The organism is Microbacterium sp. W1-4-2, assembly GCF_058349885.2.
Map to the genome: position 1 here is coordinate 504,749 of NZ_JBYRJC020000001.1, position 17,215 is coordinate 521,963.

Consider the following 17,215-nt stretch of genomic DNA (forward strand, 5'->3'; position numbering starts at 1 on the left):
CCCTCTAGGATGGGCCGGTGGGCAGACGCGCGATCCTGTGGGCGGCCTTCGTCGTCGTCCATCTGGTCGCGGGGGGCCTGGGCTGGATCATGCCCAATCAGCCCATGGGCGATGTCTACCTGGTCTACGAGCCCTGGTCGAACGCGGCCCTGGCGGGCACGGGGATCGTGGGGATCACGGAACCCTGGGTGTACCCGCAGCTCGCGCTCGTGCCGATGGCGCTCGCGCACGGCTTCGCGTGGATCGGCGGGTACGTCCTCGGCTGGGTCGTGATGGTCGCCGGGTGCAACGCGCTGGCGTTCTGGATGCTGGTGGGACGGGCCCGATCGCGCGGCCGGGTGACCGCGGCCTGGTTCTGGGTCGCCTCGATCCTGCTGCTCGGGCCGGTCGGACTGTACCGGCTCGACGCCGTCACGATCCCGCTGGCGATCGCGGGATGCCTGTGGCTGGTCGGCCGGCCGTGGCTGGGCTCGATGCTGCTGGCCGTGGGGGCGTGGATCAAGGTCTGGCCGGCGGCGCTGCTCGTGGCCGCCGTGATCGCCGTCCGGCGTCGGCTCGCCGTCGTCGGGGGAGCCCTGGTGGTCTCGGCTCTGACGCTGGCCGCGGTCGCCGCCGCGGGCGGCATGCGCTATGCGTTCGGCTTCATCGGCGACCAGACCGGCCGGGGTCTGCAGCTCGAGGCGCCGGTGAGCGCGATCTACCTGTGGCGGGCGGTGGCCGGCATGGACGGGTCGTTCATCTACTACGACCCGCACATCCTCACGTTCCAGGTCACCGGGCCGAACGTCGACGCCGTGATCGCCGTCATGACGCCCGTCATGCTCACCGTGGTCGCCTTCATCGCGATCGTCGGAGCACTCAAGGCGCAGCGCGGCGCGACGTTCGCGGCGCTGTTCGTGCCGCTGTCGCTGAGCCTGGTCACCGCGTTCATCACGCTGAACAAGGTGGGCTCGCCGCAGTACCTCACCTGGATCGCCGTGCCGCTGATGATCGGGCTCGTCGTCGACCGTCGCCGATGGTGGGGGCCGGCGGCGCTGGGGCTGCTGATCGCGGCGCTGACCCAGGTCGTGTATCCCATCGCGTACGGCGGTCTGCTGCAGGCAGAGGCGGGCCCTGCCCTTGTGCTCACGGTGCGCAACCTCCTTCTGGTCGTGCTGCTCGCGTGGGCCGTGACGCGACTCGTGCGCGTGCGCGTGGCCGCCGCCCGGCGGCCGACCGTCGACCCGGCCACAGCCGGGGCGGAGTAGCGTCGACGGCATGCTGATCGCCTTCTCCGTCGCCCCCAGCGGCGCCCCCGCAGGTTCCGTCGAACGCGCCGACGCCTCGGTGCACGACGCCGTCGCCGCCGCCGTCAAGGTCGTCCGCGACTCCGGCCTGCCGCATCGCACGACGTCCATGTTCACCGAGATCGAGGGCCCCGACTGGGACACCGTGATGGACGTCGTCAAGCGCGCCACCGAGGCCGTCATGCCGTTCGGCTCGCGGGTGTCGCTCGTCCTCAAGGCCGACATCCGCCCCGGGTACTCGGGCGAGCTCGACGGCAAGATCGCGCGCCTCGAGGCCGCGATCGACGAACAGGGCTGAGCCCGGGTCACGACAGGCCGTGCGGACGGCGTCCGGGTCTGGCCTCGTGCAGAACTCCCGAAGAACCGGCCGCTGCCCGCCGTCGGACGCCGAACCCGGGTTCGCGTGGCCCGGATCTCCGGAGTTCTGCACACCCGGCCCCGGCCGGCCGAACCCGACGGTGGCTAGGCTGGCGGCGTGAGCGACATGGACCGGGCCCTGCGCGAGCTGCAGTCCGCCGTCGGCGTCGTACGCGGCGAGGGGCCGGATCCGGATGCCGCGCTCCCGCGCGCCGGCACCGCGGTGCTCGTGCGCGACGGCGGCGAGGGGCCCGAGGTGCTGATGATGCACCGGCCCGACCGCGGGTCGTTCGGCGGGGCGTGGGTGTTCCCGGGCGGCCGGGTCGAAGACGACGATCTGGTCGGCAGCGCCGACCCGATCGACGACGCCCGACGGGCGGCGGCCCGAGAGACCGCCGAAGAAGTGGGACTCGCGATCGATGCCGACCTGCTCGTGCCGATCAGCCGGTGGGATCCGCCGGCGGGCATCCCCAAGCGCATCCGCACCTGGTTCTTCCTCGGCCGTGCCGGGCGGGCGGAGCCGACGCCCAGCGCCGCCGAGGTGGCCGCGATCCTGTGGACGCGGCCCGAGGACGCGCTCGTGCGCCATGCACAGGGCGACTTCACGCTGTACCCGCCGACGTGGGTGACGCTGCACGCGCTGAGCGGATTCTCGTCGGTCGACGCGCTGCTGGACGCGGCGGCGGGCCGCGGCATCCAGCTGTTCGCCAGCAATGTGCGCCGCGACGGCGACGCGACCGTCTTCGTCTGGCAGCCCGATGCCGCCTACGACCCGGCCGTGCGGATCGATGCGCCCGGCGCGCGACACCGGCTCGAGACCGCCGTGCTGCCCTGGCGCTACCTCGTCGCCGACTAGGCGGACAGCAGCCGACGCAGGTGCAGGCCGACCAGTTCGGACTCGATGAGGAAGCCGTCGTGGCCGAAGTCGCTGGTCAGCACGACGGCCTCGTGGCCATCGAGGGTGTTCCGGATGCCGCGGGCGATGCGGTGCTGTCCCTCGACCGGGAACAGCCGGTCGGTGTCGATGCCGAGCACGAGCGTCGTCGCGGTGACCAGGGCCAGGGCGTCTTCGATGCCGCCTCGGCCGCGGCCCACGTCGTGGGAGTCCATCGCCTCGACGAGGCGGATGTAGCTGTTCGCATCGAACCGGCGCGTGAACTTGTTGCCGTGGAAGTCGAGGTAGGACTCGACGGCGAACCGGCCCTCGTCGCCGAGCGGTGAGACGCCGGACTGCCAGGAGCGGCCGAAGCGCTGGTTCAGCTCGGTGGGGCTGCGGTAGTTCAGCAGCGCCATGCGCCGCGCCAGCGCGAGCCCGCGGTGCGGCCCGTCGCCGTCGCCGGCATCGTAGTACTCGCCGTCGGCGAAGCGCGGGTCGATCTGGATCGCCTCGAGCTGCACGGAGTTCAGCGCGATCTGGTCGGCCGTGTTGAACGGGGGAGAGGACAGGATGCCGAGCCGCGCGACCCGGTCGGGGGATCCGATCGCCCACTCGAGGGCGTGCATGCCGCCCATCGACCCGCCGATCACGGCGGCCCAGCGCTCGATGCCCAGCACGTCCGCCAGACGCTCCTGGGCGGCGACCTGATCGCGGATCGTGAGGTAGGGGAACCGCGACGCCCACTCGCGACCGGTCGGACCGATGCTCGCCGGTCCCGTCGAGCCCTGGCATCCGCCCAGCATGTTCGGCGCCACCACGAACCACCGGTCGGTGTCGACGGCGCAGCCGGGGCCGACGACCTCTTCCCACCAGCCCGACGTGGGATGCCCGGGGCCCGCAGCTCCCCGCACGTGGCTGTCGCCGGTCAGCGCGTGCAGGATCAGCACGGCGTTGTCGCGGGCGGGATTCAGCTCGCCCCACGCCTCGTAGGCCATGCGCACGAACGGCAGCTCGGCGCCGTTCTCGGTGCGGAAGGCGCCGATGCCGGCGAACTGCCGGTTGCCCGGCCGGTCGCCGTCGCGCCATGCGCCGGTCGCGGGCGGGCGGCCGAGCAGCGAGCGGGCGTCGGCCTCGGTCACCGGTGCGCTGGGCACGGTGTCTTCCGAGGTCTGCTGCCAATCCACGGACCTATTCTCCCGTGCCCGCGCGACGTGCCTGGGCCTGTTACATGTCGGGGCCCCCGAGTAGCGTCGCGCGCATGGACGATGTCATCGAATATCTCCTCGCGGGCGATCCCGCGATCCGCTGGCAGGTCATGGCCGACCTCATCGACGCGGCACCGGACGAGGTCGCCGCCGAACGCGCCCGCGTCGCCCGCGAGGGCTGGGGCGCCCGGCTGCTGGCCGAGCAGGCCGACGACGGACTGTGGGACGGGGGCGTGTACCGGCCGGGCTGGGCCGACGATTCGCGGCCGTTCTTCGACGCCTGGACGGCGACGCATTTCAGCCTGCAGCAGCTCGTCGACTTCGGCGTGGATCCGGCCGATCCCGCGGTGCGGCTCGCCATCGACCGAGTGCGCGAGAACGTGCGGTGGGATCATGCCGGCGAGCCCTATTTCGACGGCGAGACCGAGCCGTGCATCAACGGCGTGGCGCTGGCGATCGCAGCGTATGTCGGCGAGGACGGCGCCCGGATCGCACGCACCCTGCTCGACACCCAGCTGCACGACGGCGGGTGGAACTGCTGGGACGAGGACGGCACGAGCGTGTCGTCGCTCCACTCCACGATCTGCGCGCTCGAAGGCCTGCTCGCGTGGGAGCAGGCTCTGGGGGTGGATGCCTCTGCCGACGCGGTCGCTGCAGTGAGCGAGGCGCGCCGTCGCGGCGAGGAGTACCTGCTCGACCGGCGCCTGCTTTGGCGTGCCTCGGACGGCGCGCCGATCGACCCGCGGTTCGCGATGGCGTCGTATCCGACGCGCTGGTTCTACGACGGGCTGCGCGGGCTCGACTACTTCCGCCGGGCGCGGCCCGAGCGCGACCCGCGCTGCGCCGACGCGCTCGAGGTCCTCCGATCCCAGCGGCTGGACGACGGGATGTGGAACCTCGCGAACACCCACGAGGGGCCCACGCTGTTCGCGTTCGATGCCGAGGCCGAGGGCTTCCCGAGCAGGTGGGTCACCCTGCGTGCGCTGCGGGTGCTGCGCTGGTGGGATGCCGCAGCCTGAGCGGCAGTCTCGCGACGGCCGCCGAACGCCGGATGCCCCGGCCGAGCCTGAGCGAACGGGCCGGGCCGGGGCATCCGGTCCCTGAGGAGGGGGTCTGTCTGTCGGTGCGGGTCAGACCCGCGCGGCCTCGCGCACCTCGTGCGCGGCGGCGAGAGCCTGCTCGAGGTCCGCCTTGAGGTCCTCGACGTTCTCGAGGCCCACCGACAGGCGCACCAGTCCCGGCGTGACGCCGCTGGACAGCTGCTCTTCGGGCGAGAGCTGCGAGTGCGTCGTCGAGGCGGGGTGGATGACCAGCGAGCGGACGTCGCCGATGTTGGCGAGGTGGCTGAACAGCGTGAGGTTGTCGACGAACGCCCGGCCGGCGTCGACGCCGCCCTTGAGCTCGAACGACAGCACCGCTCCGGCGCCCTTCGGAGCGTAGGTGTTGGCCAGCGCGTACCAGGGCGAGCTCGGCAGGCCCGCGTAGCTGACCGACGCGACGTCATCGCGCGCCTCGAGCCACTCGGCGATCTGCTGGGTGTTCTGCACGTGGCGCTCGATGCGCAGCGACAGCGTCTCGATTCCCTGGATGAGCTGCCACGCGCTGTTCGGCGAGATCGCGGGGCCGAGGTCGCGCAGCAGTTGCACGCGCGCCTTGATGATGTAGGCGATGCCGTCGCCGAGCACGCCCGTGTAGCTCACGCCGTGGTACGACGGGTCCGGCTCGGTCAGCCCCGGGAACCGGTCGGCGTGCTGCGACCACGGGAAGGTGCCGCCGTCGACGATCGCGCCGGCGATGACCGTGCCATGGCCGCCGAGGAACTTCGTCGCGGCGTGCACCACGACGTCGGCGCCGTGCTCGAACGGGCGGATCAGGTACGGGGTCGCGATCGTGTTGTCGACGACCAGGGGCACGCCGGCCTCGTGGGCGACGTCGGCGACGGTGCGGATGTCGAGCACGTTGATCTTCGGGTTGCCGATCGACTCGGCCAGGAACAGCTTCGTGTTCGGCCGCACGGCGGCCCGCCAGGCCGCCGGGTCGTCCTGGTCCGAGACGAACGTGGTCGAGATGCCGAGCCGGTCGAGCGTGTAGCGCAGCAGGTTGTAGGTGCCGCCGTAGAGGGCCGACGAGGCGACGACGTGGTCGCCGGCGCTGGCGATGTTGAGGATCGCGAGCGTCACGGCCGACATTCCGGATGCTGTCAGCAGCGCGCCGGTGCCGCCCTCGAGCGCGGCCAGCCGCTGCTCGACGACGTCCTGCGTGGGGTTCTGGATGCGGGTGTAGATGTTGCCGGTCTCGGCCAGCGAGAAGAGGTTCGCGGCATGCTCGGTGTTCTTGAACACGTACGACGTGGTCTGGTAGATCGGCGTGGCGCGTGACCCGGTGACCGGGTCGGGCTGAGCGCCGGCGTGGATCTGCGCGGTCTCGAACCGCCAGTTCTCGGGTGCGGTCATCGGAAGCTCCTCGGATTCGGGTGGGGCGTTGGTCTCGAGGGTACGGATGCCGCGGTGTGTCAACAACGCGCGGGAAATGTTACGTAACCTCCCCGCTGGGGGCGGCGACTACGGTTGATGCATGACCAGACGCGCAGTGGTGACCGGGGCGAGCACGGGGATCGGCGAGGCGACCGTCCGAGCCCTGCGGGCGACGGGATGGGATGTCGTGGCGGTCGCACGCCGCGCGGGCCGACTCGCGAAGGTCGAGGCATCCACCGGAGCCGCTGCCTTCGCGGCCGACCTCACCCGGCAGGAGGACGTGGACGCCCTCGCCGGCTGGCTCGGCGAGACCGGGCCGGTGCACGCCGTCGTTCAGGTCGCCGGCGGCGCCCGCGGCACGGACCGGGTGGAAGACGGGCGTCCCGAGGACTGGCAGTGGATGTTCGACGCGAACGTGCTGGGCACGCAGCGGCTGATCGCGGCGCTGCTTCCGCTGCTGCGGCGGGCCGCGGCATCCGACGGCCACGCCGACACGCTCTTCGTCACCTCGACCGCTGCGCAGGGGGCGTATCCGGGCGGCGCCGGCTACAACGCCGCCAAGGCGGGCGAGTCGATGCTGGTGCACGCCCTGCGGCTCGAGCTGCACGGCGAACCGATCCGCGTCGTCGAGATCGCGCCCGGGCTCGTGCACACCGAGGAGTTCTCGCTCAATCGGCTGCACGGCGATCAGGATGCCGCGGACAAGGTCTATGCCGATGTCGAGGCCCCGCTGACCGCCGCCGACGTCGCCGACGTCATCGCGTACGCGCTGAACGCGCCGGGGCACGTCAACCTCGACCTGGTCACGATGCGCCCGGTGGCGCAGTCGGCCACGCATCTGCTCGCGCGCGGTCCGCTGGAAGTGCGCGAGTGAGCGTCCATCTGGTCGGAGGCGGCTGGCAGGACGAGCCCGACGGCGCCGCGTACCGCGCGTTCGTGGCCGAGGCGACGGCGCGCGCGGCCGCGGCGGGACGCGAGGTCCCGCGGATCGCCGTCATCGCGGTGCGTGACGGCGACGGCGCCGAGCACGCCGTCAAGCTGATCGCGCACGCGTCGCCGGCCGGTGCCTTCGAGCCCGTGGTCACTGCGGGCGGCCCCGACGACGAGATCCCGGCGACCGCGTTCGACGACGTCGACGGGATCCTGGTCGGCGGCGGGCTCACCCCGGTCTACCGCGACCGCCTCGAGCCGCGCTTCGACCTGATCCGGGCCTTGGTGCTCGCCGGCGTGCCGTACCTGGGCTTCTCGGCGGGGTCCGCGATCGCGGCAACGCACGCGATCGTCGGCGGCTGGCGGATCGGCGGCGTCGAGGTCGCGCCCGAAGACGCCGGCGAGGACCTCGACGACCTGGCCGTGCGCCCGGGCATCGGCCTCGTCGACATCGCGGTCGACGTGCACGCGGCGCAGTGGGGCACCCTGTCGCGCCTGATCGCCGCCGTCGAGGCAGGGATGGTGGATGCCGGGGTCGGCGTCGACGAGAACACCGTGCTGATCGCGGGCGACGGCGCGCTGCGCGTGGCCGGTGCCGGCAGCGTGTGGAGCGTCACCGGCACCGAGCAGGGCGTGCTGGTGCGGAGCCTGGGATCGTGAACGACGGAAAGGGCGGGGGCGCGATGACGGTGGAACGGGAGCGAGAGACGCTGACCTGGGACGGATTCGGTGAGGCGAGTCGGACGATCTCGCGCGACATCGTCGCGTCGGGCTTCGCGCCTGAGGTCGTCGTCGCCATCGCGCGCGGCGGGCTGCTGCCGGCCGGCTCCATCGCCTACGGTCTCGGCGTGAAGAACTGCGGCGCGATCAACGTCGAGTTCTACACCGGGATCGGCACCGTGCTCGAGAACCCCGAGCTCCTGCCGCCCGAGCTGGACATGTCGTATCTGAACGGCCGGCGCGTGCTGCTGGTGGACGACGTCGCCGACAGCGGCCGCACCCTCGACCTGGCCGTGCGGCTGCTCGTCGAACAGGGCGCCGAAGTGCGGTCGGCGGTGATCTACACGAAGCCGACCACGATCGTCGAGCCGGACTTCTCGTTCAAGCGCACCGACCTGTGGATCGACTTCCCATGGTCGTTCCGAGGCTCGGTGATCGAGGAGGACACCGGGGCGGAGGCGCGACCCTGACATGGCGATGACCCTGCCGGAACTGGCCGATGCCGGGCTGATCGACGCCGGATGGGCCAGGCAGCTCGAGCCCGTCGGCGGCGACATCGCCGCCCTCGGTGAGCGCCTGCGCGCCGAGGTCGCGGCAGGGCGGCACTACCTGCCCGCCGGCGACCGGGTGCTGCGCGCGTTCGCACGGCCCTTGTCCGATGTGCGCGTGCTCATCGTGGGGCAGGACCCGTATCCGACCCCGGGGCACCCGATCGGGCTGTCGTTCGCCGTCGACCGGCACGTGCGGCCGCTGCCGCGCAGCCTCGCGAACATCTACCAGGAGCTGGGCGACGACCTCGGCATCCCACCGGCCGCGCACGGCGACCTGTCGGCGTGGAGCGACCAGGGCGTCATGCTGCTGAACCGTGTGCTCACCGTCGCGCCCGGGGCTCCGGCATCCCATCGCAACTGGGGGTGGGAGAAGGTCACCGAGCACGCGATCCGGGCGCTGGTCGACCGCGGCGGCCCGCTGGTCGCGATCCTGTGGGGGAGGGATGCCGCGAACCTGCGCCCGCTGCTCGGACCGACGCCGATCATCGAGTCGCCGCATCCGTCGCCGCTGTCGGCGCATCGCGGCTTCTTCGGCTCGAGGCCGTTCTCGCGCGCCAATGCGCTGCTCGTGCAGCAGGGCGCCGAGCCGGTGGACTGGCGCGTGCCCGACTGATTCCGGCCGTGTCGCCCCTCGACTGTCTTTGTGTTCGAATCCTAGGCGCCGAAACAGCTTCTGACACTTGAGGCCTCGCGGTCGCTGGCGACTGCAGAATCAGGCAATCGTGCCTCTTGTTCGACGAACAGAAGTTCGATAGTCTTAGTCCATCAACCGCACCGATGACGGGAGGGGCCGATGTCGACGATGACAGACGCGAGCCTGTCTCCGGTGATCTCGGAGCTGGATGAGATCGTGGACCAGCTCAGCCAGTCGCGGGAGCGGGTTGCGGCGGCGTTCGCCGCCGAGATGTTCTTCTTCGAACGCGTCGCCGGTCTGGTGGAGCGGCGCGAGCGGGAGCGCGCGGCGCGCGATGACGGGGCCATCACTCGCACCTCGCAGCTGGGGATGCGGGAGGTGTTCGCCGAGATCGCGGCCGCTCTGCGGCTGAGCGAGTGGCAGGTGGCGCGCAAGGTCTCGGTCGCCTGGTCGTTGACGAACCAGTTCCACGAGACGCTGTGCGAGGCCAGCTGCGGACGAATCTCTCCCGAGCACGCGACGCTGATCGCGGAGAGCGGTGGCGTGATCGAAGATCCGACGGTGCTTCGCGAGTATGAGGCCGTCGCGCTGGACATGGCCGGGGAGATGACCCCCGGGCAGCTCAAGCCCGCAGTGAACGGGCTGGTGGAACGCCTGGACCCCGAGGGCACCCGGCGGCGGGTGCGCGAGGCAGTGAAGCGCCGCAAGGTCACCGTGCGGGAACTAGAGCCGGGATTGTCCCGGATCACCGCAGACGTGCCCACGGCGCAGGGCGTGGGGGCGTTCAACCGCATCCATGACATGGCCACCGAGCTGTTCGAGCAGAACACGACGGAGAAGACCGAAGCCGAAGCAGCCGCAGTCGAGAAGGCCGTGGCGGTCACGGCGACGGCGAACCCGGCGCCGGCCGGCGAGCCGGATGCGTCCGTGCCACCGGGCGAGGCCGGGACGGCAGTCGTCGGCGCCGACGCGGAGGCGCCGGCCGTCGACACTGATGCCGATCGGCCGGTGTTCGATGAGCGCACGCACGCGCAGATCATGGCCGACATCTTCTGCGATCTGCTGCTCACCTCCGCCGCCGACGGGCACGGCAACACCCCAGAAGGGCGCGACGCGATCAACGCGATCACCCCTACCGTGCACGTCACCGTGCCCGCCACCACCCTCGCCGGCGCGACCGTCGGCGGGGCCGTGGTCACCGGGTTCGGGCCCATCGACGACGACACCGCGAAGCACCTCGCCGGCATGGCCCGCACCTGGGTTCGGGTGTTCACCGACGTGTGCACCGGGGTGCCGATCAGCGTCGACCGGTACCGGCCCTCGAAGAAGCAGAAACTGTTCCTGCGGGTCAGGGACGAGCACTGCCGGTTCCCCGGCTGCCGCCGTCCCGCGCACAGATGCGACACCGATCACACCATCCCCCATGCCCAGGGCGGACCCACCTGCCTGTGCAACCTCGAGCATCTCTGCAAACGCCACCACACGGTGAAGCACGAGACCGATTGGTCCGTGGAGCAGCTGGCCGGCGGGATCCTGCGCTGGACCGCGCCCACCCGACGGGTCCACACCACCCGACCACCGGGCACCGTCAGATTCGACCCCGTCGAGCTGATCAACCCGGACCCCCACCTCAGACGCGAGATCGATCACGCACTCGCACGCGACCCTGCGCCCTTCTGACGACGGGCGACGCGCGCGCTCACCGACGACCGGGGTCGGCGAAGGACTGCACCTCGCAGACGAGGTCGCGCCAGGCGCCGTGCAGGCGCGTCTCGGGCAGCTCGGCGTGATGGTCGTCGCCGCCCAGGCGCGCCTCGATCCGCCACATGAATCGGTCGGCACCACCACCAGGACCGCCACCGCCACCGGTGCTACCACCCGCATCGCCACCGGCTTCGGGATCCGTCGGGGTCGCGGCATCCTCCTCGTCCCACGGGCATTCCTTGATGAGCGCGACCCAGCGCGGCGCCTCATCGCCTTCGGGCTCGGCGGTCCACTCGCGCCGGATGCCGGCGAAACCGCCGGTGCGCACGACGGTCACGACGACGTCAGGACTTGTCATCCTCCAGCACGCCGACACTCGTCCACGCGGTGCGGACGGCGGCGACCTCCTCTGATCCCTCACCGTACTCCGCGACGGCCGTCCGCAGGGTGGCGTCCGCGAACGCGGCGAAGTCGGCGCTCGGCGGCAGCGAGCCACTGGTGAGCGTCTTGTACCAGATCAGCCCCGCGCGCTCCCACGCGAAGCCGCCGAGGGCCGTCGCGCACAGGTAGAACGCGTGGTTCGGGATGCCGGAGTTGATGTGCACGCCGCCGTTGTCGTCGGTGGTCTGGACGTAGCCGGCCATCGTCGCCGGCTGCGGGTCCTTGCCGAGCACGGGATCGTCGTAGGCGGTGCCGGGCGCCTTCAGCGACCGCAGCGCCTCGCCGTGGATGCCGGGCGCGAGGATCCCCTCGCCGATCAGCCACGAGGCCTGCTCGGCCGTCTGGTTCTTCGTGAACTGCTCGGTCAGCACTCCGAACACGTCCGAGATCGACTCGTTCAGCGCGCCGGACTGCCCCTGGTAGTCGAGGCCGCCGCTGGCTTGGGTCACGCCGTGCGTCAGCTCGTGGGCGATCACCGTGATCGAGCCGGTGAAGCCGACGAACACGTCGCCGTCGCCGTCGCCGAACACCATGCGCTCGCCGTTCCAGAACGCGTTGTCGTAGTCCTGCCCGTAGTGCACGGTGGCGTCCAGCGCCAGGCCCCGGCCGTCGATCGAGTCGCGCCGGTACGCCTCCCAGTAGAACTCGAAGGTCTCACCCAGGCCGTCGAACGCCTGGTTCACGGCCGCGTCGGCCACGGCCGGCTGCTCTTCGGTGCGCACCGTGGTGCCGGGCAGCTCTTCGGTGCCCTTCGCATCGGCGATCGTCCGATCGGGCGAGGGCTCGGCACGCGCGACCAGTTCGCCGTCCTCGAGGCTGAGCTCGAGCTGCGCGCGACGCGGACGATACGCGCGATCGGCCGCCAGCGTGTGGTGCGCGGCACGTGCCGCCCGGGCCAGGTGTGGCATGTCGGTCTTGGCCACACGGTCGAGCAGAAACGGGGGGACGATGCCGTATTCCATCTTCCGACCGTATCCTCGGCCGCCGACACCGCCCGGTGGGACACGGCTCATGCGCCGGGGTCGATCACCGGGATCGAGGCGAGCAGGCGCCGTGTGTAGGCGACCTGCGGTTCGAGCAGCACCTTCTCGGTGGGTCCTTCTTCGACGATGCGGCCGTCCTTCATGACCACGACCTCGTCGCACAGGTTCTGCACGACGCCGATGTCGTGCGAGACCATGATCACCGTCAGCCGGTCGCGCTCGCGCAGCGTCTGCAGTACCTGCAGGATCTGCGCGCGCACGGTCACGTCCAAGGCCGACAGCGGCTCGTCGCCCACCAGCAGCCGCGGACGGTGCACGATCGCACGCGCCAGGGCGATCCGCTGCCGCTGTCCGCCCGAGAACTCGTGCGGGTAGCGGCCGGTCATGCCGGGCTCCAGCCCCACGTCGACGAGCACCTCGCGCACGCGCTCGCGCCGGCCCGCGGATCCGGGGGCGCCCTCGCCCGACAGGCCGAGCGCCCACAGGGGCTCGCCGACGATGCGCCCGACGCTCATCCGCGGGTCGAGCGACGCGTACGGGTCCTGGAACACGACGCCCGTCTCTCGGCGCAGCCAGTGCAGCGATCGCGCGCCGGCCGAGGCATCCACCGTCCGCCCGTCGAAGGCGACCGTCCCGGTCGTCGGCCGGTCCAGCCCCAGCAGCAGGCGCACGAGAGTCGATTTGCCCGAGCCGGACTCGCCGATCACCCCGACCGCCGAACCTTCGCGCACGTCGATGTCGGCGTCGTCCAGCGCCGTGGTGAACGTGCGGCGCTCGAACAGCGTCCTGCGCGGGACCGGGAAGCGGCGGGTGAGGCCCCGCCCCTGCAGGAGGATGGATGCCGTCATGCCCGGCCCTCCGGCTTCCACAGCGTCGTGGTGGCATCGCGCAGCAGCCCCTGCGTGATCGGCGACTGCGGCGTGGTCAGCAGCTGCCGCACCGGGGCCTGCTCGACGACGCGGCCATGCTCGAGCACGACCCCGTCGACGGCGATCTGCGACAGCACCGCGAGGTCGTGCGTGATGAACACGAGCGACATGCCGTCGTCGTCGACCAGTCCGTGCAGCAGGTCGAGGATCTCGGCCTGGATCGTCACGTCCAGCGCGGTGGTGGGCTCGTCGGCGATCAGCAGCCGCGGCCGGCACGCGAGCGCCATCGCGATCGCGACCCGCTGGCGCTGCCCGCCGGAGAGCTGATGCGGGTAGCGGTCGACGATGCGCTCGGGGTCGGGGAGGGCCACCCGGGCGGCCTCGGCGATCGCGCGGCGGCGCGCCTGGGCGCGGCCGATGCGCTCGTGGATGCGGATCGCCTCGGCGATCTGACGCCCCACCGTGCGGATCGGATTCAGGGCGGTGCGCGGCTCCTGGAAGACGATGCCGATCTCGTCGCCGCGCAGCTCGGCGAGCTCGCGGTCGGCGAGGCCGACCAGCTCGCGGTCGTTCCAGCGGATGCTGCCCGACGCGCGGGCGCCGTCCGGCAGCAGGCCCAGGATCGCCAGGGCCGTCAGCGACTTGCCCGAGCCCGACTCGCCGATCAGCCCCGTGCGCTGACCGTCGGCGACGTCGAACGACACGTCATCGACGACCCGCCGGCCACCGATGTCGATGCTCAGACCCCGCACCCGCAGACTCATGCGACCACCTCGGGCTGCGGCATCCGGTCCCTCGCCGCGCGACCCTCGCGCCGCGTCAGCGTGGGGTCTGTCGCCTCGCGCAGTGCATCGCCGAGGAGGTTCAGGCCCAGCACCGTGAACGTGATCGCAAGACCCGGCCACAGCACCGACAGCGGATGCACGGTCAGGAACTGCTGCAGCTCGGCCAGCAGCAGACCCCAGCTGGGCGCGGTGACCGGAGCGCCCACGCCCAGGTACGACAGGCCGGCCTCGGCCAGCACGGCCACCGCCATGCCCCACGACAGCTGCACGATGAACACCGGGGCGACGTTGGGCAGCAGGTGCCGGTAGAGGTTCTGCGCGCCGGTCAGACCCGAAGCCGTGCCGGCGAGCACGAAGTCGCTGTGCAGCACGCGGCGCAGCTCGGGCCGGGTGACGCGGGCGATGTTCACGCCGAACCCGATGCCCACGGCCCAGATCACGACCCATAGCGACCGGCCCCAGATGGCCGAGATCATCAGGGCGATCAGCAGCACCGGGAACGCGATCAGGATGTCGACGAGCACCGCGACCGATTCGCGCATCCAGCGGGCGGTGAGGGCGCCGAGGGCCGCCAGGGCGATGCCCAGGACGGTGGCGATGACCGCTGAGCCGACCGCGACGAACACCGTCGTCTGCGCGCCGGCCATGATGAGGGAGAGGATGTCGCGACCCGAGCCGTCGGTTCCCAGCACGTGCGGCCAGGTCGGGCTCTGCCAGCGCGCGGCGATGTCGACATGCTGCGGGTCGAAGGGCGTCCAGAACAGCGACGCGCCGGCAGTGAGCACGATGATCGCCGAGACGATCAGTCCGAACCGTCCCGTCGACAGTCGCCACAGCCGGCGCAGCCAGGCTGCGCGGCCATGGGCGCGTGCCCCGGCGCTCATGCCGCCTCCCGCTGCCGGGGGTCGATGATGCGATGCACGAGGTCGACGGCGAAGCCGACGATCAGCACGAAGCCGGTGAGCACGAGCAGCTCGCCCTGCACCTTGACCAGGTCGCGGTTGCCGACGTCGGTCACCAGCATCCGTCCGATGCCGGGAAGGGAGAACAGCTGCTCGATGACCACGGAGCCCACGATGATGCCGGCCACCTGCAGCCCGAGCACCGTGATCACCGACAGTGCCATGTTCGGAAGCCCGTGGCGGATGAGCGCCTGCGTGCGGGTCAGGCCCTTGGCCGCCGCCGTGCGCACGTAGTCCTGCCCGACCGCCTGCAATGTCGCACTGCGCACGAACCGCAGCAGCATCGCGCCCTCGACCATGCCGATCGTCAGGGCCGGCAGCAGCAGCGCGCGCAGCGCGAACCCGGGCTGCTGCCAGCCGGCGCGGGGAAAGCCCTGCGCCGGCAGCCACCCCAGCCACACGGCGAAGACGACCACGAGCATCATGCCGGCCCACACGACGGGCACCGCGGCGACCGCCTGCGACGCGACGTTCAGCGACGTGCCGCCGGCCCGGCCGCGCAGCAGCGCCGACAGGACGCCGAGCGGCACCGCGGTCACCAGGGCGATCGTCATCGCCATGAGCCCGAGCGGTACGGTCACCTGCGCCTTCTGGGCGAGCTCGCCCAGCACGGGCGAGCCGGTGATCAGCGACGTGCCGAAGTCGCCGTGCAGGACGCCCGTGATCCAGCCCAGGTACTGGGCGGGCAGCGGCTCGTCCAGTCCGAGGCTGCGACGGATCGCGGCGATCTGCGCGGGCGAGCTGTCGGTGCCCGCGATCAGCTGGGCCACGTCGCCGGGCAGCACGCGCAGCGTGACGAAGATGAGCACGCTGGCCACGAACAGGCCCACCGCAAGGAGGGCCAGCCGGGTCAGCGCGTAGCGGGTCACCCCTTGCTCTTGGCGATGTCGGCCAGGTTGAGGCGCTCGTTGACGTTCACGGACGGCATGCCGGTGATGTCGGTGGCCACGCCCACCACCGACGCCCCGTTGTACAGCCAGTCGGCGGCCATGTCCTCGGAGACGATGCGGGCGGCCTGGCGCAGGTCCGCGGCCGCCGCCTGCTCGGTGGTCGCGCCCAGCGAGTCCTGGTACAGCTGCTGCACCTTCGGGTTGTCGTACGTGAAGTAGTAGTTCGGGTCGGCCCAGTTGCCGAAGTCGCGCGCCTCGGTGTGCAGCACGAAGCTCAGCTCGTAGTCCTTGTTCACGTACACGTCGTTCAGCCATGTCGGAAACTCGACGGCGTTGACCTTCAGGGTGATGCCGACCGCGTTCAGGTCCGAGACGAGGATCTGCGGGATCGTCGTGCCGTAGCCGTTGTAGATCGTGAGCGTCAGCGTGATGTCGTTCGCGCCCGCCTGGGCGAGCAGCTTCTTGGATGCCGCGGGGTCGTACGGAGCGATCGACGAGAGGTCTTCGTAACCCGGGTCGAGCTCGGGGATAGGGCCGAACATGGTCTGTCCCGAGCCGAGCGCCTGGATGACCGCCTTGTGGTTGATCGCCTGGCGGATCGCCTGACGCACCCGCTTGTCCTTCAGCCACCGGTTGTGGCTGTTCATCGCGAGCGTGCCCTTGTCGGTCGACCTGCCCAGCACGAGGCGGAAGTCGCCGTTCTGCTCGAGCTGCTTCTTGAGGTTCGCATCGAACCCGGTGACGACGTCGACCTCGCCCGCCTGCGCGGCGTTGAGCGCGGCCTGGTTGTCGGGGATGTAGTCGAAGACGATCTCTTTGGCCTTCGCCTTGGGGCCCCAGTACTTGTCGTTGCGCTCGAACGTGATCGAGTCGCCCTGCTTCCAGCTCGACAGGACGAACGGGCCGGTGCCGTTGGCCTTGGTCTTGTAGTCGACCTTGTCGCCCTTCTTCAGGATGATGCCGGCACGGCCCGACAGGTTCCACAGCAGCTGCGAGTCCGGCTGATTCATCACGATCGTGATCTTCTGGCCGTCGGCGGTGATGGACTTCACCCGCGACAGGGTCTCGGAGTCCGTCCACGTCGCCTGCGTCTTGTGCTCGGTGAGCGACCAGACGACGTCATCGGGGGTGAGCGCCTGGCCGTCGTCGAACGTGACGCCCTCGCGCAGCGTGAACGTGTAGGTCAGCCCGTCGGGCGACACGGTGTACTGGCTGGCCAGGGCCGGGACGATCTTCTGCTCGGGGGTGCGCGAGACCAGGCCCTGGTAGATGTTGTCGATCAGGATCTGGTCGAGGGCGGCGCCCGCGGTCTGCCGGATGTCGAGGTTGCTGGGCTCGAGCACGAGCCGGATCGCGATCGACGCGTTCGGGTCGGGCGTGCCGGACGATGTCGGTCCGCTTCCGGTGGACGTGCACGCAGTCAGCATGAGCGCAGAGGCGGCGACGAGTGCGGCAGCGGCCGTCAGAGAGCGACGAAGCATGGGGAGGGGATCCTTTCGCGGGCTGCCGACAAGCCTAGAGGCCCGGCGGGTGGGCTGCCGTCCTTT

Annotated in this window: 18 protein-coding genes; 9 read left to right on the forward strand and 9 right to left on the reverse strand. The window is 71.2% G+C overall.

All coding sequences use genetic code 11. The features are described from left to right. The first annotated feature begins 17 nt into the window (after positions 1-17). The 3 genes from AC3RX0_RS02135 (at position 18) to AC3RX0_RS02145 (ending at position 2,499) form a co-directional block, all read left to right on the forward strand. Complete coding sequence (locus AC3RX0_RS02135; RefSeq protein WP_491504295.1) at positions 18-1,247, forward strand: glycosyltransferase family protein; 1,230 nt, start codon at positions 18-20, stop codon at positions 1,245-1,247. A 10-nt stretch (positions 1,248-1,257) separates the two neighbouring features. Continuing rightward, positions 1,258-1,584 carry a thiamine-binding protein gene (locus AC3RX0_RS02140; RefSeq protein WP_491504296.1) on the forward strand — a complete coding sequence of 109 codons (327 nt, stop codon included), beginning with the start codon at positions 1,258-1,260 and terminating at the stop codon, positions 1,582-1,584. A 186-nt stretch (positions 1,585-1,770) separates the two neighbouring features. Continuing rightward, positions 1,771-2,499, forward strand: coding sequence for an NUDIX domain-containing protein (locus tag AC3RX0_RS02145; protein WP_491505355.1), 729 nt, complete (start codon positions 1,771-1,773; stop codon positions 2,497-2,499). Here AC3RX0_RS02145 and metX read toward each other — a convergent pair. Beyond that, positions 2,496-3,704, reverse strand: a complete 1,209-nt coding sequence (gene metX / locus AC3RX0_RS02150; protein ID WP_491504297.1) for a homoserine O-acetyltransferase MetX — start codon at positions 3,702-3,704, stop codon at positions 2,496-2,498. The two genes, AC3RX0_RS02145 and metX, sit on opposite strands and share 4 nt — an antisense overlap. 74 nt (positions 3,705-3,778) lie before the next feature. On the opposite strand from metX, the gene AC3RX0_RS02155 reads away from it, so the two are divergent. Then, positions 3,779-4,744 carry a hypothetical protein gene (locus AC3RX0_RS02155; RefSeq protein WP_491504298.1) on the forward strand — a complete coding sequence of 322 codons (966 nt, stop codon included), beginning with the start codon at positions 3,779-3,781 and terminating at the stop codon, positions 4,742-4,744. A gap of 111 nt (positions 4,745-4,855) precedes the next feature. Here AC3RX0_RS02155 and AC3RX0_RS02160 read toward each other — a convergent pair whose 3' ends face one another. Beyond that, positions 4,856-6,178, reverse strand: coding sequence for a bifunctional o-acetylhomoserine/o-acetylserine sulfhydrylase (locus tag AC3RX0_RS02160; RefSeq protein WP_491504299.1), 1,323 nt, complete (start codon positions 6,176-6,178; stop codon positions 4,856-4,858). A gap of 121 nt (positions 6,179-6,299) precedes the next feature. On the opposite strand from AC3RX0_RS02160, the gene AC3RX0_RS02165 reads away from it, so the two are divergent. The 5 genes from AC3RX0_RS02165 to AC3RX0_RS02185 all read left to right on the forward strand — a co-directional run bounded on the left by AC3RX0_RS02165 (position 6,300) and on the right by AC3RX0_RS02185 (position 10,714). Beyond that, positions 6,300-7,073, forward strand: a complete 774-nt coding sequence (locus tag AC3RX0_RS02165) for an SDR family oxidoreductase (protein ID WP_491504300.1) — start codon at positions 6,300-6,302, stop codon at positions 7,071-7,073. Then, on the forward strand, positions 7,070-7,789 hold the full coding sequence (locus tag AC3RX0_RS02170) for a type 1 glutamine amidotransferase family protein (RefSeq protein ID WP_491504301.1): 720 nt from the start codon (positions 7,070-7,072) through the stop codon (positions 7,787-7,789). The genes AC3RX0_RS02165 and AC3RX0_RS02170 overlap by 4 nt, the downstream gene beginning before the upstream one ends. Positions 7,790-7,812: 23 nt before the next feature. Continuing rightward, complete coding sequence (locus AC3RX0_RS02175) at positions 7,813-8,319, forward strand: phosphoribosyltransferase (protein ID WP_491505356.1); 507 nt, start codon at positions 7,813-7,815, stop codon at positions 8,317-8,319. Between the two features lies 1 nt (position 8,320). Beyond that, positions 8,321-9,013, forward strand: a complete 693-nt coding sequence (locus AC3RX0_RS02180) for a uracil-DNA glycosylase (protein WP_491504302.1) — start codon at positions 8,321-8,323, stop codon at positions 9,011-9,013. A gap of 180 nt (positions 9,014-9,193) precedes the next feature. Beyond that, on the forward strand, positions 9,194-10,714 hold the full coding sequence (locus tag AC3RX0_RS02185) for an HNH endonuclease signature motif containing protein (protein WP_498165851.1): 1,521 nt from the start codon (positions 9,194-9,196) through the stop codon (positions 10,712-10,714). Positions 10,715-10,733: 19 nt separating this feature from the next. Here the strand turns inward: AC3RX0_RS02185 and AC3RX0_RS02190 are convergent, their stop codons facing one another. Genes AC3RX0_RS02190 through AC3RX0_RS02220 form a run of 7 tightly spaced genes read right to left on the reverse strand, consistent with a single transcriptional unit; the run spans position 10,734 to position 17,149 of the window. After that, on the reverse strand, positions 10,734-11,096 hold the full coding sequence (locus AC3RX0_RS02190; RefSeq protein WP_491504304.1) for a protealysin inhibitor emfourin: 363 nt from the start codon (positions 11,094-11,096) through the stop codon (positions 10,734-10,736). Further along, the gene (locus AC3RX0_RS02195; protein WP_491504305.1) at positions 11,083-12,141 is read right to left on the reverse strand and encodes a M4 family metallopeptidase; all 1,059 of its coding nucleotides are present in this window, start codon (positions 12,139-12,141) and stop codon (positions 11,083-11,085) included. Before AC3RX0_RS02195 ends, AC3RX0_RS02190 begins: the two co-directional genes overlap by 14 nt. A 47-nt stretch (positions 12,142-12,188) precedes the next feature. Then, on the reverse strand, positions 12,189-13,010 hold the full coding sequence (locus AC3RX0_RS02200; RefSeq protein WP_491504306.1) for an ABC transporter ATP-binding protein: 822 nt from the start codon (positions 13,008-13,010) through the stop codon (positions 12,189-12,191). Then, positions 13,007-13,795: an ATP-binding cassette domain-containing protein gene (locus AC3RX0_RS02205; protein ID WP_491504307.1), complete on the reverse strand. Its 789-nt coding sequence runs from the start codon at positions 13,793-13,795 to the stop codon at positions 13,007-13,009. The genes AC3RX0_RS02200 and AC3RX0_RS02205 overlap by 4 nt, the downstream gene beginning before the upstream one ends. Further along, positions 13,792-14,700: an ABC transporter permease gene (locus AC3RX0_RS02210; protein ID WP_491504308.1), complete on the reverse strand. Its 909-nt coding sequence runs from the start codon at positions 14,698-14,700 to the stop codon at positions 13,792-13,794. The genes AC3RX0_RS02205 and AC3RX0_RS02210 overlap by 4 nt, the downstream gene beginning before the upstream one ends. Beyond that, positions 14,697-15,647, reverse strand: coding sequence for an ABC transporter permease (locus AC3RX0_RS02215; protein WP_491504309.1), 951 nt, complete (start codon positions 15,645-15,647; stop codon positions 14,697-14,699). Before AC3RX0_RS02215 ends, AC3RX0_RS02210 begins: the two co-directional genes overlap by 4 nt. Further along, positions 15,644-17,149 (reverse strand): ABC transporter substrate-binding protein, encoded by a 1,506-nt coding sequence (locus AC3RX0_RS02220; protein ID WP_491504310.1) that lies wholly within the window; start codon positions 17,147-17,149, stop codon positions 15,644-15,646. The genes AC3RX0_RS02215 and AC3RX0_RS02220 overlap by 4 nt, the downstream gene beginning before the upstream one ends. Between the last annotated feature and the right edge of the window lie 66 nt (positions 17,150-17,215).